General features: G+C 67.2%; 21 protein-coding genes and 1 tRNA gene. 10 read left to right on the top strand and 12 right to left on the bottom strand.

Features of this window, described 5'->3' with window-relative positions:
* Positions 1 to 18 precede the first annotated feature (18 nt).
* The 4 genes from KUH32_RS03665 to KUH32_RS03650 form a co-directional block, all read right to left on the bottom strand.
* The gene (locus KUH32_RS03665; protein WP_217776708.1) at positions 19 to 477 is read right to left on the bottom strand and encodes an EF-hand domain-containing protein; all 459 of its coding nucleotides are present in this window, start codon (positions 475 to 477) and stop codon (positions 19 to 21) included.
* A gap of 80 nt (positions 478 to 557) precedes the next feature.
* On the bottom strand, positions 558 to 899 hold the full coding sequence (locus KUH32_RS03660; RefSeq protein ID WP_217776707.1) for a carboxymuconolactone decarboxylase family protein: 342 nt from the start codon (positions 897 to 899) through the stop codon (positions 558 to 560).
* Positions 900 to 966: 67 nt separating this feature from the next.
* Entirely contained in the window at positions 967 to 3,264 is a 2,298-nt protein-coding gene (locus tag KUH32_RS03655; protein ID WP_217776706.1) for an arginine/lysine/ornithine decarboxylase, read from the bottom strand.
* A gap of 334 nt (positions 3,265 to 3,598) precedes the next feature.
* Positions 3,599 to 5,287: an acyl-CoA dehydrogenase family protein gene (locus tag KUH32_RS03650; RefSeq protein WP_217776705.1), complete on the bottom strand. Its 1,689-nt coding sequence runs from the start codon at positions 5,285 to 5,287 to the stop codon at positions 3,599 to 3,601.
* A 145-nt stretch (positions 5,288 to 5,432) separates the two neighbouring features.
* On the opposite strand from KUH32_RS03650, the gene KUH32_RS03645 reads away from it, so the two are divergent.
* Together KUH32_RS03645 and KUH32_RS03640 are read left to right on the top strand one after the other, a co-directional pair.
* Positions 5,433 to 6,203 (top strand): sulfite exporter TauE/SafE family protein, encoded by a 771-nt coding sequence (locus KUH32_RS03645; RefSeq protein ID WP_217776704.1) that lies wholly within the window; start codon positions 5,433 to 5,435, stop codon positions 6,201 to 6,203.
* A complete protein-coding gene (locus KUH32_RS03640) occupies positions 6,200 to 6,922 on the top strand; it encodes a sulfite exporter TauE/SafE family protein (protein ID WP_217776703.1) in 723 nt (240 codons plus the stop codon). Before KUH32_RS03645 ends, KUH32_RS03640 begins: the two co-directional genes overlap by 4 nt.
* Before the next feature lie 46 nt (positions 6,923 to 6,968).
* On the opposite strand, the gene KUH32_RS03635 is transcribed toward KUH32_RS03640, so the two are convergent.
* Together KUH32_RS03635 and KUH32_RS03630 are read right to left on the bottom strand one after the other, a co-directional pair.
* Positions 6,969 to 7,044, bottom strand: a tRNA-Ala gene (locus tag KUH32_RS03635).
* 82 nt (positions 7,045 to 7,126) lie between these two features.
* Positions 7,127 to 7,450 (bottom strand): TIGR02300 family protein, encoded by a 324-nt coding sequence (locus KUH32_RS03630; RefSeq protein ID WP_217776702.1) that lies wholly within the window; start codon positions 7,448 to 7,450, stop codon positions 7,127 to 7,129.
* A gap of 117 nt (positions 7,451 to 7,567) precedes the next feature.
* Here KUH32_RS03630 and KUH32_RS03625 point away from each other — a divergent pair, with 117 nt between their 5' ends.
* The 3 genes from KUH32_RS03625 (at position 7,568) to KUH32_RS03615 (ending at position 10,014) form a co-directional block, all read left to right on the top strand.
* A complete protein-coding gene (locus tag KUH32_RS03625) occupies positions 7,568 to 8,254 on the top strand; it encodes a M48 family metallopeptidase (RefSeq protein ID WP_217776701.1) in 687 nt (228 codons plus the stop codon).
* A gap of 51 nt (positions 8,255 to 8,305) precedes the next feature.
* Entirely contained in the window at positions 8,306 to 8,971 is a 666-nt protein-coding gene (locus tag KUH32_RS03620; protein ID WP_217776700.1) for a GntR family transcriptional regulator, read from the top strand.
* 104 nt (positions 8,972 to 9,075) lie between these two features.
* Positions 9,076 to 10,014, top strand: a complete 939-nt coding sequence (locus KUH32_RS03615) for a hypothetical protein (protein ID WP_217776699.1) — start codon at positions 9,076 to 9,078, stop codon at positions 10,012 to 10,014.
* 2 nt (positions 10,015 to 10,016) lie between these two features.
* Here the strand turns inward: KUH32_RS03615 and KUH32_RS03610 are convergent, their stop codons facing one another.
* The 3 genes from KUH32_RS03610 to KUH32_RS03600 all read right to left on the bottom strand — a co-directional run bounded on the left by KUH32_RS03610 (position 10,017) and on the right by KUH32_RS03600 (position 12,218).
* Positions 10,017 to 10,427: a thioredoxin family protein gene (locus tag KUH32_RS03610; protein ID WP_217776698.1), complete on the bottom strand. Its 411-nt coding sequence runs from the start codon at positions 10,425 to 10,427 to the stop codon at positions 10,017 to 10,019.
* Positions 10,428 to 10,442: 15 nt separating this feature from the next.
* Positions 10,443 to 11,156, bottom strand: coding sequence for a cytochrome c biogenesis CcdA family protein (locus KUH32_RS03605; protein WP_217776697.1), 714 nt, complete (start codon positions 11,154 to 11,156; stop codon positions 10,443 to 10,445).
* A gap of 99 nt (positions 11,157 to 11,255) precedes the next feature.
* Complete coding sequence (locus KUH32_RS03600; protein ID WP_217776696.1) at positions 11,256 to 12,218, bottom strand: acetyl-CoA carboxylase carboxyltransferase subunit alpha; 963 nt, start codon at positions 12,216 to 12,218, stop codon at positions 11,256 to 11,258.
* A gap of 113 nt (positions 12,219 to 12,331) precedes the next feature.
* Between KUH32_RS03600 and KUH32_RS03595 the strand changes: the two genes are divergently transcribed.
* Positions 12,332 to 13,168, top strand: a complete 837-nt coding sequence (locus KUH32_RS03595; RefSeq protein WP_217776695.1) for an AraC family transcriptional regulator — start codon at positions 12,332 to 12,334, stop codon at positions 13,166 to 13,168.
* A gap of 4 nt (positions 13,169 to 13,172) precedes the next feature.
* Here the strand turns inward: KUH32_RS03595 and KUH32_RS03590 are convergent, their stop codons facing one another.
* Entirely contained in the window at positions 13,173 to 13,763 is a 591-nt protein-coding gene (locus tag KUH32_RS03590; protein ID WP_217776694.1) for a LysE family translocator, read from the bottom strand.
* A 73-nt stretch (positions 13,764 to 13,836) separates the two neighbouring features.
* Between KUH32_RS03590 and KUH32_RS03585 the strand changes: the two genes are divergently transcribed.
* The gene (locus KUH32_RS03585; protein WP_217776693.1) at positions 13,837 to 14,289 is read left to right on the top strand and encodes an Lrp/AsnC family transcriptional regulator; all 453 of its coding nucleotides are present in this window, start codon (positions 13,837 to 13,839) and stop codon (positions 14,287 to 14,289) included.
* A 9-nt stretch (positions 14,290 to 14,298) separates the two neighbouring features.
* Here the strand turns inward: KUH32_RS03585 and KUH32_RS03580 are convergent, their stop codons facing one another.
* On the bottom strand, positions 14,299 to 15,480 hold the full coding sequence (locus KUH32_RS03580; protein ID WP_217776692.1) for a LytS/YhcK type 5TM receptor domain-containing protein: 1,182 nt from the start codon (positions 15,478 to 15,480) through the stop codon (positions 14,299 to 14,301).
* 192 nt (positions 15,481 to 15,672) lie between these two features.
* Between KUH32_RS03580 and KUH32_RS03575 the strand changes: the two genes are divergently transcribed.
* The 3 genes from KUH32_RS03575 to KUH32_RS03565 are packed head-to-tail and all read left to right on the top strand — an operon-like array spanning position 15,673 to position 16,892.
* Positions 15,673 to 16,035, top strand: a complete 363-nt coding sequence (locus KUH32_RS03575; RefSeq protein WP_217776691.1) for a GerW family sporulation protein — start codon at positions 15,673 to 15,675, stop codon at positions 16,033 to 16,035.
* Between the two features lie 9 nt (positions 16,036 to 16,044).
* A complete protein-coding gene (locus KUH32_RS03570; RefSeq protein ID WP_217776690.1) occupies positions 16,045 to 16,614 on the top strand; it encodes a DUF2953 domain-containing protein in 570 nt (189 codons plus the stop codon).
* Positions 16,611 to 16,892: a hypothetical protein gene (locus KUH32_RS03565; RefSeq protein ID WP_217776689.1), complete on the top strand. Its 282-nt coding sequence runs from the start codon at positions 16,611 to 16,613 to the stop codon at positions 16,890 to 16,892. Before KUH32_RS03570 ends, KUH32_RS03565 begins: the two co-directional genes overlap by 4 nt.
* Positions 16,893 to 17,190: 298 nt before the next feature.
* Here KUH32_RS03565 and KUH32_RS03560 read toward each other — a convergent pair whose 3' ends face one another.
* Positions 17,191 to 18,150 (bottom strand): L-malyl-CoA/beta-methylmalyl-CoA lyase, encoded by a 960-nt coding sequence (locus KUH32_RS03560; protein ID WP_217776688.1) that lies wholly within the window; start codon positions 18,148 to 18,150, stop codon positions 17,191 to 17,193.
* Positions 18,151 to 18,324 lie beyond the last annotated feature (174 nt).

The raw sequence follows: 18,324 nt of genomic DNA, 5'->3' as shown, positions 1-18,324 counted from the left end.
GCGCGGCATCCGCGCGCGTCAGGGCTTGGCCTTGGCCGGGCCCTTGCCTGGGCCGGGCCGGAAATCCGCCAGCGTCACCACGCCGTCGCCGTCGATGTCGATCCGTGCCAGCCAGTCGGCGCTGCGGGTCAGGAACTCATCGCGGCTGACCTGGCCGTCGCCATCGGTATCATTGGCCGCCAGTTGCAGCCCGTCGGACAGGCGGCGCATCGGACCGCGGCCGGCATTCGCGGCGTTGTTCTGCATGTCAAGCGCGCGGGTTTCGTCGAACATCCGGTACTCTTCGGCGTCCAGCATGCCGTCTTCGTCGCTGTCGAACATGTAGAAAACCTGTTCGCGCTTGTCCTGCAATTCGGCCAGCGTGACCTGCCCGTCGGCATCGGCATCCCAGTTTTCCATGAAATGCGCGCCGGGCACCTGTTGCTGGGCCAGTGCCGTCGAAGCGGCAAGAACGAAGGGAAGAAACAGAATACGCATCGCAAGTCCCTCACATTTCAATTGCGCTATATAAGTGGGCATCGGCCCGGCGGTTTTCGCGGGGCCAGAGTGGCGCAGGCTCAACCGTCCGCGCTCAGCCCGTCATAGACCTCCAGTGCCTTGCCGGCATACATCAGCCCCGGACCGCCGGCCATCTGCACGCAGGTGGCCAGCACCTCGGCCACCTCCTCGCGGGTGGCGCCCAGACGGATCAGCGCCTCGGTATGGAACAGGATGCAGGGCTCGCAACGGATCGCCACGGCGATGCCAAGCGCGACATATTCCTTTTCCTTGAAGCTCAGCGCCCCCTCCGCCTTGACCGTCTTGCCCAGGTCGGCAAAGGCAGCCACCGTATCGGGAATGGCCCGGCTCAGGGTTTTCTGCCGTGCCTTCGCGTCGGCCAGCCTGTCTTTCACGCTCATCTCGTGACTCCGTCTTGCGTTTCCACGCTGACAAATCACGAGATGCGCATGTGTTCCTTGACTTCGATCAGGTCGCGGTCTCGGCCACGCAATCGGCGAAGAACTGGACGTTGCCGTGTTCGTCCGTTTCCTGCACCAGACCGTGGATATCGGTCTCGAAACCCGGGCATTCCCGGGCGAAGGTCCGGTTGAAGCGCAGATAATCCACGATCCGCCTGTTGAACACCTCGCCGGGGATCAGCAGCGGAATGCCGGGCGGGTAGGGCGTGACCAGGCTGGTTGTGATCCGCCCTTCCAGATCGTCGATCGGCACGCGCTGCGTCTTGCGGGCGGCGATGCAGGCAAAGGCATCGCTGGGCTTCATCGCCGGTGTCAGCTCGCTCAGATACATCTCGGTCGACAGGATCGCCACGTCGTATTTCGAATACAACGCGTGTACATGCTGGCACAGGTCGCGCAGGCCCATCTGTTCATATCGCGGATGCTTGGCACAGAATTCCGGCATCGCGCGCCACATCGGCTGGTTCTTGGCGTAGTCGTCCTTGAACTGCTGCAACTCGGTCAACAGCGTGTTCCAGCGGCCCTTGGTGATGCCGATGGTGAACATGATGAAAAAGCTGTAGAGCCCGGTCTTCTCGACGACGACCCCATGTTCGGCCAGGTACTTGGTGACGATCGAGGCGGGAATGCCTTCCTCCTCGAACCGGCCGTCGATGTTGAGGCCGGGAGTGATGATCGTCGCCTTGATCGGGTCCAGCATGTTGAAACCCGGCGCCATGTCGCCGAAACCGTGCCAGCTGTCCTCGCCATCGGCCTGCTGCACGCCATCGGCATCGGTGCGGCGCAGCACCCATTGCTTGGTCCGGCCGATGCCTTCCTCTTCGGGCGCGTCCGGCCCCCAGACCTGGAACCACCAGTCATTGCCGTATTCGGCGTCGACCTTCTGCATCGCGCGGCGGAAATCCAGGCTTTCCATGATGCTTTCCTCGACCAGCGCGGTGCCGCCCGGCGGCTCCATCATCGCCGCCGCCACGTCGCAGCTGGCGATGATGCTGTATTGCGGGCTGGTCGAGGTGTGCATCAGGTAGGCTTCGTTGAACAGGTGCCGGTCCAGCTTGGTGTCCTGGCTGTCCTGCACCAGCACGTGGCTGGCCTGCGAAATCCCCGCCAGCAGCTTGTGGATCGACTGCGTGGCATAGGTCACCGAATGGGCCGGGCGCCCGCGCTTGCGGCCCATCGCGTGATAGGTGCCATAGAACGGATGGAACGCGGCATGGGGCAGCCAGGCCTCGTCGAAATGCAGGTTCTCGACATAGCCGTCCAGCACCTCCTTGATGACCTCGGTGTTGTACAACACGCCGTCATAGGTCGACTGCGTCAGCGTCAGGATGCGCGGCTTCACGCTGTCGGCGTCGACATGGGACAGCAGGGGGTTTTCGCGGATCTTCTTGCGGATCGCCTCGATCTCGAATTCCGCGCGCGGGATCGGGCCGATGATGCCGAAATGGTTGCGCGTCGGTTTGAGAAAGACCGGGATCGCGCCGGTCATGATGATCGAATGCAGGATCGACTTGTGGCAGTTGCGGTCGACGACCACCACGTCGCCCGGAGCCACGGTGTGATGCCAGACCATCTTGTTCGACGTGCTGGTGCCGTTGGTGACGAAAAAGCAGTGATCGGCGTTGAAGATCCGCGCCGCATTGCGCTCCGACGCGCCGATGGCACCGTTGTGATCGAGCAACTGGCCCAGTTCCTCGACCGAGTTGCAGACATCGGCGCGCAACATGTTCTCGCCGTAGAACTGGTGATACATCTGCCCGATCGGGCTTTTCAGGAACGCCACGCCGCCGGAATGGCCGGGGCAGTGCCAGGAATACGAACCGTCCTCGGCGTAATCCAGCAGCGCCTTGAAAAAGGGCGGCTGAATGCCCTCGAGATAGGACTTGGCTTCGCGAACGATGTGCTTGGCCACGAATTCCGGGGTGTCCTCGTAGGTGTGGATGAAGCCGTGCAGCTCGCGCAGGATATCGTTGGGCAGGTGGCGGCTGGTCTTGGTCTCGCCGTAGATGTAGATCGGCACATCGGCGTTCTTCCAGCGCACCTCCTCGATGAAATTGCGCAGATTGACCACGGCGGGGTCCAGATCGGGGCCGGGGGTGAATTCCTCGTCGTCGATCGACAGGACAAAGGCGCTGGCGCGCGATTGCTGCTGCGCGAATTGCGACAGGTCGCCATAGCTCGTCGTGCCCAGAACCTCGAACCCTTCCCGCTCGATCGCCTCGGCCACCGCGCGGATGCCCAGGCCCGAGGAGTTGTCGGAGCGGAAGTCCTCGTCGATGATGACGATCGGAAAGCGAAATTTCATGAAACACTCCAATGGGTTGGCCGCATCCGGCCGCTGCCCCGCTGCGCCCTGGATCCGCAGGGCCCTGGTCCGCCTCGCGCTTGGCGAAGGCCCGGATCAACAGGTGTTGTCGCCATCCCGCAAAGCGCCGTCAAGGTCTTCTTCGTTGCAGGGCGGGGCGGTTCGCCGGTTCGGCGGCCGCACCGCAAGAAAAAACCCGGCGGGTGGGCCGCCGGGTCTGTGTCTGGCCGCGGGGACGCGGCCGGTCAGGCCAGCAAGCGCCGGGCGATGACCTGAGCCTGGATTTCGGCGTGCCGCCGCCCGAAACCGTCCACTGGACGGTTTCGCACCTTGCTCACGCCAAGAGCCGCCGCGCGATGACCTGAGCCTGGATTTCGGCGGCACCCTCGAAAATGTTCAGGATGCGGGCGTCGCACAGGATGCGGCTGATCCCGTATTCCAGCGCGAACCCGTTGCCGCCGTGGATCTGCAACGCGTTGTCCGCCGCCGCCCAGGCCACCCGCGCGCCCAGCAGCTTGGCCATCCCGGCCTCCAGGTCGCAGCGCCGGCCGGCATCCTTTTCGCGGGCGCTGAAATAGGTCAGCTGGCGCGCGATCATGATCTCGACCGCCATCATCGCCAGCTTGCCCGACACCCGCGGGAAGTGGATCAGCGCCTTGCCGAACTGCTTGCGGTCCAGTGCATAGCGCATGCCGACATCCAGCGCCGATTGCGCCACGCCGATGGCCCGTGCGGCGGTCTGGATGCGCGCCGATTCAAAGGTCTCCATCAGCTGCTTGAAGCCCTTGCCCTGCTCCATGCCCAGCAGGTTCTCGCCCTTGACCTTGAAGTCGTCGAAATTGACCGTGTATTCCTTCATGCCGCGATAGCCCAGCACCTCGATCTCGCCGCCGGACAGGCCGGGATCGACAAAGGGCTGCTCATCCGTGCCGGGGGTCTTTTCCGCCAGGAACATCGACAACCCGCGATAATCGTCGGTATCGGGCACGGTGCGCGCCAGCACGGTCATCACGTGGGTGCGCGCGGCATGGGTGATCCAGGTCTTGTTGCCGTTCAGGATCCAGTCGCCGTTTTCGTCCTGGCGGCCTTTCGTGCGCAGGCTGCCCAGGTCGGACCCGGTATTGGGTTCGGTGAACACCGCGGTGGGCAGGATCTCCCCGCTCGCCAGCCCCGGCAGCCACTTTTCCTTCTGTTCGTCGGTGCCGCCGGCCAGGATCAGTTCGGCCGCGATCTCGGACCGTGTGCCCAGCGAACCCACGCCGATATAGCCGCGCGACAATTCCTCGGACACCACGCACATCGACGCCTTGGACAGGCCAAGCCCGCCCAGGTTCTCCGGGATGGTCAGGCCGAACACGCCCATTTCGGCCAGCTCGTCGATGACCTCGATCGGGATCAACTCGTCCTTGAGGTGCCACTCATGCGCAAAGGGTTCGACCTTTTCCACCGCGTAGCGGCGGAACTGCTCGCGGATCATCTCCAGCTCGTCGTCGAGGCCCGTGCGGCCCACGGTGATCTCGGCGGCGCGTTCCTCCATCAGTGCCACCAGCCGGGTGCGGGCGGCCTGGCTGTTGGCCGATTGCGTCAGCGTCATCACCTCGGGCGTCATCAGCCCGCGCATGTCGTCCTGGCCCAGACCCATGTCCTGCAGGCGCACGATCTCGCCCTGGTTCATCAGGATGCCACCGTAGATCTGCCAGAGATATTCGCCAAAGGCGATCTGGTGGATCAGTGCCTCGACCTCGCCGAACTGGCCTTCGGCGTCCAGCCGTTCGGCCCAGCCCTGCATCTGCCGCAGGCTTTCGACATAGGTGGCCAGCCAGGCCAGACCGTGCGCGGCGGTCTGGTTTTCCTCGATCAGTGCCGCCGACACCTTGCCGCCTGCACTCACCGTCTCGCGCACCCGGTCCTTGGCGGTCTCCAGGACCGCCACCGCGGGCGCCACTGCGGCACCGGTCAGCGCCAGCAGCTCCGGCAGGATCGCCGAAGTGTCGAGCGTCAGGTCTTGTCCGTCATGCGCCATGAATCACGTCCTCTCTCTGCTGCGACAGGGATACCTAGTTTGCAGGTGCAGCGCAACAAAGATACTTTTTGTCGCGGCATCTTGATCGATTATTGCGCAATCGTTTTTTGCGGTGCGGCGCGAAACGCCATGTTAAGACGCCGCCATGGCCGACCTTTTCGCCCTGATCCCCGTCCATGCCCTGTGGCTCTCCGCCGCTGTCGCGCTTCTGGCCGGGTTCGTCAAGGGCGTGGTCGGCTTTGCCATGCCGCTGATCATGATCTCGACCCTGTCCACCTTCCTGCCGCCGGAAATCGCGCTGGCCGGGCTGATCCTGCCGACGCTGGTCACCAACGCGATGCAGGCGCTGCGCCAGGGGCCGCGCGCCGCCTTGGCGTCGATGCGCCGGTTCCGTGGCTTCCTGATCGCCGGCGGGGTGATGCTGATGATCTCGGCGCAATTCGTCACTGTTCTGCCGGTCGCCGTCCTGCTGGCGATCATCGGCTTGCCCATCGCCGTCTTCGCCCTGCTGCAACTGGCCGGCTGGCGGCCGCGCCTGCCGGCCGGCGGCCACCCGCGGCTGGAACTGGCGGTCGGCGCCTTCGCCGGGTTCATCGGCGGGCTGTCGGCGGTCTGGGGGCCGCCGCTGGTCACCTACCTGACCGCCATCGGCACCGAAAAACGCGAACAGATGCGGGTGCAGGGCGTCGTCTATGGCCTGGGTGCGGTGCTGCTGGTCTTTGCCCATCTCGGCTCGGGCGTGATCACCGCCACCACCGCGCTCTTCTCGGCGCTGCTGCTGCCGCCGGCCATCCTCGGCATGGGCATCGGCGGACTGGTGCAGGACCGCATCGACCAGGCGGCCTTCCGCAAGGCGACGCTGCTGGTGCTGCTGGTGGCCGCGCTGAACCTGTTGCGCCGGGCGCTGCTGGGATGACCGGATTGCCGCCGGACCTGGCCGAATTCGCGCTGCTGACGCTGATCGTCGCCATCGGCTCGGCGGGGCAGGCCGTCATCGGGATGGGGCTGAACCTGTTCGCGATCCCGCTTCTGGTCCTGCTCGACCCGATCTACGCGCCGGGTCCGATCCTGACCGCGTCGCTGGTGCTCTGCCTGCTGGCGCTGCGCCGCGTGCCGGCACGCATCGACGCGGCGGAACTGCGCCCCGCGGCGCTTGGTCTTTGCGCCGGAACCGTGCTGGCCGCGCTGGTCGCCATGCTGGTCGATGCGCCGACGCTGGCCAGGCTGCTCGGGGCAATGGTGGTTCTGGGCGTCGCGCTGGCCCTGTCCGGCCTTTCGGCGCCGCTGACCCGCACCACGCTGATGGCCGCCGGTGGCGGCGCCGGGTTTCTCGGCACCATCGCGGGGGTGCATGCGCCCCCCATGGCCCTGCTCTACCAGGGCCTCGCGCCCGACCGCGTGCGGGGTGCGATGCTGACGCTGATCGCGACCGGCAGCGTTCTGTCCATCGCCGCGCTTGCGATGATCGGCCGTTTCGGGATGGCGCAGATCGTCGCGGCCCTGGCCATGCTTCCGGGCGTTCTGGCCGGTCTCTGGGCGGCCCCAGTGCTGGCCCGGCTGATCGACGCGCGGCTGCTGAGGTTCCTGATCCTCGCGATCTCGGCCATCAGCGGCGCACGGCTCGCCCTCGGCTGATGGCCGGGGGTCGTCACGCGGTCACAGGATGCTGTCGGGGGGGGATTGGTGGAGCCTAGGGGGATCGAACCCCTGACCTCTTGCATGCCATGCAAGCGCTCTCCCAGCTGAGCTAAGGCCCCATTTCCGGTGCGCGTTCGATTACGCAAAGCCGCGGGCGGGTTCAAGCGAAAAATCCCGCGCGCGGCGCTTTTTCAGGCGGTCTCAGTCGTCGTCATTGCTCGCGACATCGGCGATATCGTCCAGCGAAACGTTGTCACCGTCATCGTCATCATCGTCGAGAACATCATCGTCATCGTCGAGATCGACATCGACATCGTCGTCTTCCAGCAGATCGACCTCTTCATCGGCTGCGGGCTTGGCCTTGGCCTTGTCGGCGGCGTCGGCGGCGATCATGCTGCGCTTGCCGGTATCGAGCGTCACGACCTCGCCGGTATAGGGGCTGACGATCGGGTTGCGGCCCAGGTCGTAAAAACGCTTGCCGGTCGTGGGGCAGACGCGCTTGACGCCCCATTCTTCCTTGGGCATGGAGGGTTCCTCTTGATCGGTGGTCCGGTCGACAATCCGGGCCAACTGCCATAACACGAAGGCGGTGTCAAAGCCTTTGCGAAGCGGCAACCGGCGCGGGCGGTTCAGGGCAGGGATATGGGCCAGATCACACTTCCGGGCAACCCCCCGATCGCGGTCGTTCTGCGCCGGTCGTCCCGTGCGCGCCGCATGTCGTTGCGCCTGTCGGCGCTGGACGGACGCGCCACCCTGACGTTGCCGCGCCACGTTCCCGAAACCGAAGGCCGGGCGTTCCTGTCGGAAAAGGAAGCCTGGCTGCGCCGCCATCTCTCGGCCCGGCCCGACGACGTCGCCATCGCCCCCGGCGCGCTGCTGCCGGTCGACGGAATCGCCCGCCGGATCGTGCCCGGCTCGGCGCGCCGCGTGGTGCTCTCGGATGCCGAGATCGCCGTGCCGGGGGGCGAAGCGCAATGGCCCGCCCGGCTTCAGGGCTGGCTCAAGGCCCGCGCCCGCGACCGGCTGGTCGATGCCTCCGACCGATACGCCACCGCCCTCGGCCGGCCCTATGCGCGGATCACCCTGCGCGACACCCGCTCGCGTTGGGGCTCGTGCAGCACCCAGGGTGCGTTGATGTATTCCTGGCGCCTGGTGCTCGCCCCGCCGCGGGTGCTCGACTACGTCGCCGCGCACGAGGTCGCGCACCTGGCCGAGATGAACCATTCCCCCGCCTTCTGGGACGTGGTGACGGCTCTTTACGGCGATTGGTCCGAACCCCGCGACTGGCTGCGCCGCGAAGGCGGATCGCTGCACCGCTACCGGTTCTGACCGAAGATCGGTTTTGATTGACGCCGCGGGGTTTCGTGATCACAAAAGCCCATGCACCCGCAACGCCTCACCGTCGAACCGGCCTCCACCGCCGCCCCCGCCGCCGCCCATGACCGGGTCTATCGCGGGTTGCGCACGCGCATCATGCACGGCCAGATCGCGCCCGGCCAGGCGCTGACCCTGCGCGGCATCGGCCGCGATTTCGGCGTGTCGATGACCCCCGCCCGCGAGGCGGTGCGCCGCCTGGTCGCCGAAGGCGCGCTGTCGATGTCGCAATCGGGCCGCGTCGCCACGCCCGAACTGGGCAGTGACCGGATCGAGGAACTGGCCGCCCTGCGCTCGCTGATCGAGGTCGAACTGGCTTCGCGCGCCCTGCCGCGCGCCCATATGGCGCTGATCGACCGGCTCCAGGCGATCAACGTCACGATCGCCGACGCGGTCAGCAACCGCGACGCGGTGGGCTACATCCGCACCAATCTCGAATTTCACCGAACGCTTTACCTGCGCGCCCAGGCGCCGGCGATGCTGGCCATGGCCGAAACCGTCTGGCTGCAACTGGGGCCCACGATGCGCGCGCTCTACGCCCGCCTGCGCCGCTCGGACCCGCCGCAATTCCACCGCCTCATCATCGCCGCGCTCAAGGCCGGGGACGAACCCGGCCTGCGCCTTGCCGTGCGGTCCGACGTCACCCAGGGCCTGCGGATGCTCATCACCTGAGCGGCTCCCGGATTTCCCGGACATCGCCATATTGCCGCCTCTTGCCGATGCGATAGCGCGTCAGGCGATGCGCGATGCGGGTCGCGAACGAAGGAAAGGCAAGTATGACCCACTGGCCCCTGTCATGGCAGCATGTCCGATACCGAACATGGCTGTTGCGCCGCCTGACGCTGGTCTGCGCGGCGCTGCTTTTCGCGGGTGTCTGGATCGGTCAGACCTGGGCAGGCGATCCCGATGCCGGCCTGCTCTGGCCGGCGGTCCTGTGCCTGTTGTTGCCCGCGCTGCACAACGTCCTGTTTCCCGGCGGATGGGTCGATGCGCTGGCGTTTTCCGCGTCAGGCGCGCTTTGCGCGGCCCTGTGGCCAATGGGATTGGCCGAGGTGTCGCTGCTCGGCACCGTTGCCGTCTTTTTCGTCGGGGCCGTCGCGGGCACCTTCCTGATCGGGCTTCTGCACGGGTTGATCCCCCTGGGACGGCGCATCACGCGACGGGACGAGATCCTGGACGTTTCCGCAGACCGGGCCGCCGCGGCCTTTCTGGTGTTTCCCGATCAAGACGGGCCCGGTGGGGTCACGGGCCCGCGCGACGCCCGCGGGCTGATCCCGGTCTGGATGCACACCGTATTCCCCGACTGCGACAACGGATTCGCGCTGCCGGATCCGGCCGATCGGCGCGACGGCCCGGCGGACTACCATGTCTGCATTCTGGATCAGGGTCCGCTCTGGCAGGTGCAGCAGGTGTTTCTGCCGATCGGGCGCTTCACCACCGCCAGCATGGCGCGCAGCGTGACCGTCAGCCGGGTCGAGATCGAACCGCTGCCGGACGGGCGCTGCCGCTACCTGCTGCTCGAAGAGTCGGATGTTTTCGACCTGGTCACCGCCGTGTCCTGGTGGCTGACCGACTTCCATACCGACTACATGCGCGCCCGCGTCGATGGCGCCGCCGACCGTCCGACACCGGCGGTCAGCATCCTGCCGCAGGTCACGCTACAGACCCTGCTGGCGCGCGCGCTCAGCGTCGGACAGGACGCGCCGCAGGTCTGATCTCAGCCGGTCGCCGCCGCCAGGGCGGTGTCCATCAGCGATTTGATCGCGCTTTCCGAGGTCTGGGCGATGATCCGGCCCAGCTCCTTGTCGCCCTTCAGAACCACCAGCGTCGACCGGCGCGGGATGCGCAGCGACTTGGTCAGGGCGTCGCCCTTGTAGCTGTCCCAGTCCACGTCGATAAAGGTGATCGCCTGTTCGTAGGCCGGGTTCGCGGCCTTCAATGCGTTGATCACGCGGCCCTGCGCCTGGCAGGTCGAACACCAGGTCGCGGTGAAATCCAGGAACACCGTCTCGCCGTTTTTCAGGCGGTCCCCGACCATCCCGGGCTGGTATTGCAGCGCCGCGGCGAACGAGGTTCGGGGCAGCGCCAAAACGGCGCCGGTGGCGATCAGGAAAGAACGACGGTCCATGAGTATCTCCTTGGATCAGACGGAAACGGAAAGGTCGATCAGCCAGGCCGGCATCACCCCGATCAGCCAGGCTTCGATGACGTGGTGCCACTCCAGAAGCAGCGCCACGCCGACCAGGACAAAGGCCGCGCCCAGCACCGGGCGCAAATGCAGCGCGGCGCGGCGCAGGGCGGCGTTGTGGCGCCCGATGGCGCCGCGCGTGCCATGGGCCAGGCCCAGGACCAGCGTCGACACGCCAAGCGCGAAGAACACCATGATGCCGGTGGCGCGGGCCAGGTTCTCGCCCTGGCTGGCCAGCGCGATGGCGCCGCCCAGGGTCGGCCCGATGCAGGGGCTCCAGACCGCGCCCAGCAGCAACCCGCCCAGGAACTGCCCGCCCAGGCCGCTCCGGTCGACGCGGTCCAGCCCGCCATCGGCCCGCGCCGACAACCCGGCGGTGGCCGCGGCCAGCACCGCACCCGCCTGCGGCAGCAACAGCGCCAGGCCGAACAGCACCATCAACACCGCGCCCGCCCGCGCGACCGTCTCGACATCCAGCCCGATCAGGTGCCCGAACGCCGTGACGGAAACGCCCAGCACGACGAAGGACAGGCTCAGCCCCGCCGCCATCACCGCCGGACCCCAGCGGCTGGCCTGCAGGGCCGTCGCGATCACGATGGGCAGCACCGGCACGACGCAAGGGTTGATCAGCGTCAGCAGGCCCGCGGCATAGGCCAGAACGAATTCCATGCCCCTGCATAGGACGCGGATGCGCGCCCTGTCACCTGACGAAACCCTGTCGCCGTGTCACATCAACGTGGGAAAACATGTCAGGCGCGGGGGCGCGGCTCAGGCCGCCAGCCCCTTTGACCCCATCGCGAGGAATTTCTTGCGCCGCGCCGCGACCAGTTCCTTGGGGCTCAGCGCGTCCATCTCGCCCAGCATGGCCGAAATCGTCGCCCCGACCGAGGCGATGGCGCTTTCGGCGTCACGATGCGCGCCGCCCATCGGTTCGGGGATCACCCGGTCGACCACACCCAGCTTGAGCAGGTCCTGCGCGGTCAGCCGCAAGGCTTCGGCCGCCTCGCGCATCTTCTCGGCATCCTTCCACAGGATCGACGCGCAGCCCTCGGGCGAAATCACCGAATAGACCGAATGTTCCAGCATCGCGACGCGGTTCGCCGTGGCAAAAGCCACCGCCCCGCCCGATCCGCCCTCGCCGATGATGACCGACACCAGCGGCACGCCGATCTGCAGGCATTTCTCGGTGCTGCGGGCGATCGCCTCGGACTGGCCGCGCTCCTCGGCGCCCTTGCCGGGATAGGCGCCGGGCGTGTCGACCAGCGTCACCACCGGCAGGCCGAACCGGTCGGCCAGGTCCATCAGCCGGATCGCCTTGCGATAGCCTTCGGGCCGGGCCATGCCGAAATTGTGGTGCAGGCGCGATTGCGTGTCGGTGCCTTTTTCATGGCCGATCACCACCACCGGCCGGTCGCCCAGCCGGGCCAGCCCGCCCAGCACCGCGGCATCCTCGCCAAAGCTGCGGTCGCCGGCCAGCGGCGTGTATTCGGTGAACAGCGCGTCGATGTAATCGCGGCAATGCGGCCGTTCGGGGTGCCGCGCGACCTGGCATTTCCGCCAGGGCGTCAGCTTGGCGTACAGATCCTTCAGCAGCGCCGCGGCCTTGGTGTCCAGCGCGCGGGCCTCGTCCTCGATGTCCATGTCGGCGTTCTGCCGCGCCATGGTGCGCAGCTCGGCCGCCTTGCCTTCGATCTCGGCCAGCGGTTTCTCGAAGTCGAGGTAATGGGTCATGATCCGTCCCCTGCATCGTTCCGCGCTATATGACGCGCGGCGCGGCGGGTTGCAACAAAGCAAGATTTGTCGCGCCGGACCGGTGCACACTGGCGCCAACAGACAGGACCGCAATGACCGAAGCCTACGAAATCCGCCTGCGCCGCGTCGTGCAGCACATCTTCGACCACCCCGCGGGCGATCTGTCGCTCGACGCGCTGGCCGAGGTGGCGGCGCTGTCGCGGTTTCACTTCCACCGCGTCTACCATGCCATGACCGGCGAAACCGCGGCCCAGGCGGTGCGCCGAATCCGCGCCCACCGCGCCGCGCATTGGCTGCTTCGCACCGATTGGCCGCTGGCGCAGGTCGCCGCCGCCGCGGGCTATGACAACGCCCAGAGCTTCGCGCGTGCCTTTCGCGGCCAGTTCGGCCTGACACCCGCCGCATTCCGCAAGTCCGGGCGCGATACGCCGCCCGCCCTGACCCTCAGAACAGGAGTCCCGCTGATGTTTCCCGTCACCATCGCCGAACGCCCGGCGCTGCGCCTCGCGGCGCTGCCGCACCGGGGCGCCTATCATGAGATCGGCAAGGCCTTTCAGCAGGTCTGCGCGGTGTTTTCCGCCCGTCAGCTCTGGGACCAGGCCCGCGGCACCGTCGGGGTCTACTACGACAGCCCGCAATCGGTGGCCGAACCCGATCTGCGCGCCGATGCCGGGATCGCGGTGCCCGAGGGTTTCGATCTGCCGTCGGATCTGCACGAAACCCGCCTGCCGGGCGGGCGCTACGCGGTGATGACGGTCAAGGGGCCCTATGCCCAGTTCCCCCAGGCCTGGGACCAGCTCTATTGCAACTGGCTGCCCTGCTCCGGGTCCGAGCCCGCCGATTCCCCGCCCTACGAGTTCTACCTGAACGACCCCACCGACACCGCCCCGGCCGAGCTGCTGACCGAAATCTGCGTGCCGCTGAAATAGCGCCTCAGACCAGCACCGGCAGCATCGACGCCACCAGCAGAGCCGCCATCGTCCAGTTGAAGACCCGCAGCCGCGACGGCCGCGCCAGCAGCCGCCGCACCCCGGTGCCCAGCACCGTCCAGGTCAGCGCCGAAAAGGTGCCGATCGCGGCATAGGTGCCGGCCACCCACAGCACCGCGCCCAGGTCGCGGCCGGTGGCATACAGCGTGATCGCCCCCAGGGCCATCGACCAGGCCTTGGGGTTGACCCACTGGAACGCCGCGGCCTGCAAAAAGGTCAGCGGCCGGCTCTCCGCCGTGGCCGCCTTGGGTGCGCCGGCATGGGCGATCTTCCACGCCAGCCACAGCAGGTAGAGGACCGACACGATCTTCAGCACCGTGTAGGAAGCCGGCCACAGGTCGAACAGCTGCATCACCCCCAGCCCCACCGGCACGATCATCGCCGGAAAGCCGTAGGCGACGCCGCACAGATGCGGCAGGCTGCGGCGCAGCCCGTAATTCGCGCCCGACGCCATCAGCATCAGGTTGTTCGGCCCCGGCGTGAACACGGTCGAGGCGGCAAAGACCACAAGGGCAAGAAAGACGTCGGGGCTCATGCCGGCGAGAGTCGCGCAAAATCGGCGCCGCGGGATTGCATTCTCGCCGATCTGCTGTCACCAAACGCAACAAATGACCGAACTCGACGAAATAGACCGCAGGATATTGCGCGAACTCACCGCCGACGGGCGGATCAGCAACCTCGCGCTGGCCGACCGCGTCGGCCTGTCGCCCTCGGCCTGCCTGCGCCGGGTCACGGCGCTGGAACGCACCGGAGTGATCTGCGGCTACCGCGCCGTGCTGTCGCCGGAAAAGACCGGGGTGGGCTTTGTCGCCTATGTCACCATCGGGCTGAACCTGCACACCAAATCCGCGCAAGAGGCCTTCGAACGCGCCATGCAGGCCGCGCCCGAGGTCCGCGAATGCCACAACATCACCGGCACCGTGGAATACCTGCTGCGGGTCGAGACCGCCGATCTCGCCCGCTACAAGCATTTCCACACCGAGGTGGTCGGCACCCTGCCGCAGGTCAACGCGATCACCACCTTCGTCGTGATGGGCAGCCCCAAGGACCTGCGGCGCTAGCCGCAGCGCTCAGTCGCGCAGCTTCACCGTCACCGCCTGCGACGTCGTCAGCGCCAGGTCGTACTTGTCGAACAGCCCGTCGCTCGTCGCGCAGGGTTTGGCGCAGGCCGGTGCGGCGGCGCAATCCTGCTCGTGTCCGCACAGGTTCCGGCCCAGCGTGTCCGCCCGGTCGACCCCTTGCAGCAAGGCGCGGATATCGGCGGCGTTCCCGATCGTCAGAACCCGCAGCCGCGCATGCAGCTGCACGCTCTGGCCCAGCGACAGGTGCAGTTCCGACCGGCTCAGGCAATGGGCCAGCGCGCCAAGGTCCAGCGCCCCGCCCGCGGCCTCGGACGCGCTCAGCGGCACCAGCAGCCGCCCGCCTTCGGACAGCCCGATCTGGTCGGCATGGCGCAGCCGTCCGGCCAGGCCAAGCGCCATCGCTTCCTGCACGCGCCCGCGCGCCGAACCGCCCCAGAACACCGCCAGCCAGCGCGGATAGACCGGCTCGACCACCAGGATGCCGGCGACGCCGTCCCTGGCGCCGCTGATCGCCATCTGCACGATCCCGCGAGCAAAGGCCGCCGGCGGCAGCAGGCCGCTTTCGGGACAGATCGGCGCCGTCGTCGGGTGCAATTCCGCTTCGATCCGCAGGATCTCGCGCTGCAGCAGCCCGCCCACCAACGGGATGACGGTCAGGTAGATCAGCCCGAGCACCGGCGCGGCGTTGAACAGGAACCATGTCGCGACCTCGGCAGGAAGGAACAGGACGCCCAGGAAAGACACCGGAACCAACGCGCCCAGGCCCAGCAATTGCGGGAAACTGCGCCGCAATCTTTGCCGCGTGGCGCGATCCCAGACCGCCCCGGCATAGCCCGCGATCAGCATCCCGATGATGCCCGAAACGGCGCCCGCCCCGCCGATATGGGCGCGCGTCAGGACCGCCACCAACAGGCAGGTGGCCAGCCCGCGCCAGCCCAGGAACGCGCCGGCCAGCACGATCGGCACGTTGCGCAGATCCACGATGATGCCCTCGAACGGCGAAATCGGCATCTGCATTTCCAGCATCGACACCAGTCCAAAGACCAGTCCCATGATATATTGCGCCTGGTTCGGTCCGATCAGCAGGCGCCGCACTTCGCCGAAACAGACGATCAGCGCGCAAAGCAGGCCGATCGGGCCGGAAAACTCCAGCAGGTTCTCGATATTCATCTTGCGCCCCCACGCAAATACTCACCCGGCGACAGGCTGCGCGCGGCGCGCTTAATGCGACCCTAAAGAATCGGGTTTTAGGAATTTTTCGGGTCTGTCGCGGCACTTCGCGCCGCGCCTGTTCCGGGTCAATCCCGACCATGCGCGCCCTGCTAGACTGCGACGACATTTTCCCAGTCAGGAGGAAGACCGATGGACGAGGTGGAACGCCTGTTGAAGGGCAGCGTCGAAGAACTGGAAAAACTGCTCAATGCGCGCAACGTGCTGGGCGACCCGATCGAACGCGATGGCGCCACGGTGATACCCATCGTCAGCTACGGTTTCGGCTTCGGCGCGGGCGGCGGCAGCGACGCCAAGTCCGGCAACGGCGCCGGCACCGGCGCGGGCGGCGGGATCAAGCCGCTGGGCGCGATCATCATCGACCAGAACGGCGCCCGCGTCGAAGGCGTCAAGGGCGCGGCGACCAGCCTTGCCAACGCCATCGGCGATACCGCCGTCCGCGTCATGGAAACCCGCCGCAGCGGCAAGCCCGACGACAAGGGTGCCGAGGCCTGAGCCGCGGTCATGACCTGGCTCTGGCCGACCCTGGGCGCGCTGCTTGCCGGTCTCGGCGCGGCGCTGCTGGCCGTGCTGGTCCTGCCGGTCGAACTGCGCTTTGTCGCCGAACGGGCCGGGCATGCGCGCCTGCGCGTGCAGCTCGGCCTGTTGGGCGGGGGCGTGCCCTGGATCACGCTGTCGGATACCGACCGCCCGCGCAAGGCCAGGCGCCCCAAACCGCCAAGGCCGGCATCCCGGGATCGGCGGCGCGGCAAGGACACCGGGCGGCGCAGGCCGCCGGTCGGCGCGATCCTGCGCTTTGCCCGCGACCTGCTGCGCGTCGTGCGCATCCGATCCTTGCGGGTGGCCGGGACATTCGGCTTCGACGATCCCGCCGATACCGGCCAGCTATACGGGCTGATCGCGCCACTGCGCTTCGGCATCGCCGGATGCCGGCGCGTCGAACTGGATATCGCGCCCGAGTTTTCCGGGGCCTGCCTGCAGGGCCGGGCCGAAGGCGCGCTGCGGCTGCGCCCGGTCCGGCTCGTGCCGCCGGCGATGCGCCTTGGCTGGGCCTTCGCCAGGGTGCGGCGATGACCGTCGCGCTCGACACCCCGCGCCGCATCGGCCCGGTCTGGATCGCGGCGCTGACGCAGCAGATCGTGCGGGCGAAACGGCTGGACCACGCGCTGCTGTGCCATGGCGGCAAGCGGCCCGTCGCGCTGCTTGTCGCGCGGCCGGGGGATGTCGCGCTGGCTTTCCGGCCCGACGGCACGCCGCTCTCGGCCGACCAGATCGACCATATCCTGCCCGGCGCGCAGGCCGCCTTTCGCGATGCGGTGGCGGCGGCATCCGCGCCGGCCCCCGGTCGCTGAACGCCGCCTGTTTCGGCGCGCCGGTCAGGTCGGGGCTTTGGCGGGACAGCGAAAAAAATCTGCCCTTCACGCGGTTTTGTGCTGCCCGGGCCTCTGCTTTCCGCGCCACCGATAGGGCGCCGGTGTGGCGCCGGGCAATCCGTCCCGAAATCGGCCCGAATCGGACGGATTGGTCGTGTGACCGGGATCGGACGGGTGAAAACCGGTCGGGCAATCCGTCCCGAAACCGCGGCGAATCGGACGGATTGAGGGTGGTCCGGGCGGTGTTTTTGCCGGGTTGACGCCGCGCGCGCCGGGTTTACTGCCCGGCGATCATCTCGGCCTGGCGGACGATGACCTCGGCCTGCTTGATGCTGGCGATGTCCACCAGCCGGCCCTTGTAGACCGTCGCGCCTTCGCCCTTGGCCTTGGCCGCCTCCATCGCCGCGAGGATCTCGCGCGCCTCGGTGACGGCGGCCTCGGACGGCGTAAATACCTCATTTGCAAGGGAAACCTGCTTGGGGTGGATCGCCCATTTGCCGACCATTCCCAGCGTGGCCGAGCGCAGCGCCTGCGCGCGATAGCCCTCGTCATCGCTGAAATCGCCGAACGGGCCGTCGACCGGCAGCACGCCATGGGTGCGGCAGGCGGCGACGATTGCGGCCTGCGCCCAGTGCCAGGGATCGGACCAATGCTTTTGCCCGTCCCGCAACATGTAGTAGTTTTCCTGCGTGCCACCGATACCCGTTGTAGCCATGCCCATCGACGCGGCGAAATCCGCGGCCCCCAGGCTCATCGCTTCCAGCCGCGGCGAGGCCGCCGCGATCTCTTCGACATGGGCGATGCCGGCGGCCGATTCGATGATCACCTCAAAGCGGATCTTCTTGGCCCGCCCCTTGGCCGTCTCGACCGCCGTGGCCAGTGCGTCGACGGCGTAAATATCTGATGCGCAACCGACTTTCGGGATCATGATCCGGTCCAGCCGCTCGCCCGCCTGTTCCAGAACGTCGACGACGTCGCGATACCAATACGGCGTGTCCAGCCCGTTGATCCGCACCGACAACGTCTTGTTTCCCCAGTCGATATCGCCGATCGCCTGGATCACGTTGGCCCGCGCGCTGTCCTTGTCCGACGGCGCCACCGAATCCTCGAGATCGAGATTGATCACATCCGCCGCCGACGCCGCCATCTTCTCGAAGATCGCCGGCCGCGACCCCGGCCCGAACAACTGGCACCGGTTGGGACAAGCAGGAGCAGCGGGCTGAATTCTGAAGGACATCGGGAGAACCTCGGGCGTAAGGAAATTACGTTTGTGTCGCCTTTCGGGTTATTAAATTGCCGAATGCTGCGCAAGCGAAATTCTGCGTCGCGGAAAGTCGCCGCGATGCAGCGATGCAAGATCCCTTCGCTTGCCACCCAAATGGCGCAAAATTCTTGTGCATTTCCCTCGCAT

This window comes from Thalassococcus arenae, from assembly GCF_019104745.1.
Classification (GTDB): domain Bacteria; phylum Pseudomonadota; class Alphaproteobacteria; order Rhodobacterales; family Rhodobacteraceae; genus Thalassococcus_B; species Thalassococcus_B arenae.
Note: the sequence above shows the minus strand (reverse complement) of the source record. Positions and strands in the feature narration are given on the sequence as shown.

Bases quoted from the DNA above. Each gene is read 5' to 3' on its own strand.
- KUH32_RS03665 (WP_217776708.1), bottom strand. From the start codon at position 477: ATGCGTATTCTGTTTCTTCCCTTCGTTCTTGCCGCTTCGACGGCACTG.
- KUH32_RS03660 (WP_217776707.1), bottom strand. From the start codon at position 899: ATGAGCGTGAAAGACAGGCTGGCCGACGCGAAGGCACGGCAGAAAACC.
- KUH32_RS03655 (WP_217776706.1), bottom strand. From the start codon at position 3,264: ATGAAATTTCGCTTTCCGATCGTCATCATCGACGAGGACTTCCGCTCC.
- KUH32_RS03650 (WP_217776705.1), bottom strand. From the start codon at position 5,287: ATGGCGCATGACGGACAAGACCTGACGCTCGACACTTCGGCGATCCTG.
- KUH32_RS03645 (WP_217776704.1), top strand. From the start codon at position 5,433: ATGGCCGACCTTTTCGCCCTGATCCCCGTCCATGCCCTGTGGCTCTCC.
- KUH32_RS03640 (WP_217776703.1), top strand. From the start codon at position 6,200: ATGACCGGATTGCCGCCGGACCTGGCCGAATTCGCGCTGCTGACGCTG.
- KUH32_RS03630 (WP_217776702.1), bottom strand. From the start codon at position 7,450: ATGCCCAAGGAAGAATGGGGCGTCAAGCGCGTCTGCCCCACGACCGGC.
- KUH32_RS03625 (WP_217776701.1), top strand. From the start codon at position 7,568: ATGGGCCAGATCACACTTCCGGGCAACCCCCCGATCGCGGTCGTTCTG.
- KUH32_RS03620 (WP_217776700.1), top strand. From the start codon at position 8,306: ATGCACCCGCAACGCCTCACCGTCGAACCGGCCTCCACCGCCGCCCCC.
- KUH32_RS03615 (WP_217776699.1), top strand. From the start codon at position 9,076: ATGACCCACTGGCCCCTGTCATGGCAGCATGTCCGATACCGAACATGG.
- KUH32_RS03610 (WP_217776698.1), bottom strand. From the start codon at position 10,427: ATGGACCGTCGTTCTTTCCTGATCGCCACCGGCGCCGTTTTGGCGCTG.
- KUH32_RS03605 (WP_217776697.1), bottom strand. From the start codon at position 11,156: ATGGAATTCGTTCTGGCCTATGCCGCGGGCCTGCTGACGCTGATCAAC.
- KUH32_RS03600 (WP_217776696.1), bottom strand. From the start codon at position 12,218: ATGACCCATTACCTCGACTTCGAGAAACCGCTGGCCGAGATCGAAGGC.
- KUH32_RS03595 (WP_217776695.1), top strand. From the start codon at position 12,332: ATGACCGAAGCCTACGAAATCCGCCTGCGCCGCGTCGTGCAGCACATC.
- KUH32_RS03590 (WP_217776694.1), bottom strand. From the start codon at position 13,763: ATGAGCCCCGACGTCTTTCTTGCCCTTGTGGTCTTTGCCGCCTCGACC.
- KUH32_RS03585 (WP_217776693.1), top strand. From the start codon at position 13,837: ATGACCGAACTCGACGAAATAGACCGCAGGATATTGCGCGAACTCACC.
- KUH32_RS03580 (WP_217776692.1), bottom strand. From the start codon at position 15,480: ATGAATATCGAGAACCTGCTGGAGTTTTCCGGCCCGATCGGCCTGCTT.
- KUH32_RS03575 (WP_217776691.1), top strand. From the start codon at position 15,673: ATGGACGAGGTGGAACGCCTGTTGAAGGGCAGCGTCGAAGAACTGGAA.
- KUH32_RS03570 (WP_217776690.1), top strand. From the start codon at position 16,045: ATGACCTGGCTCTGGCCGACCCTGGGCGCGCTGCTTGCCGGTCTCGGC.
- KUH32_RS03565 (WP_217776689.1), top strand. From the start codon at position 16,611: ATGACCGTCGCGCTCGACACCCCGCGCCGCATCGGCCCGGTCTGGATC.
- KUH32_RS03560 (WP_217776688.1), bottom strand. From the start codon at position 18,150: ATGTCCTTCAGAATTCAGCCCGCTGCTCCTGCTTGTCCCAACCGGTGC.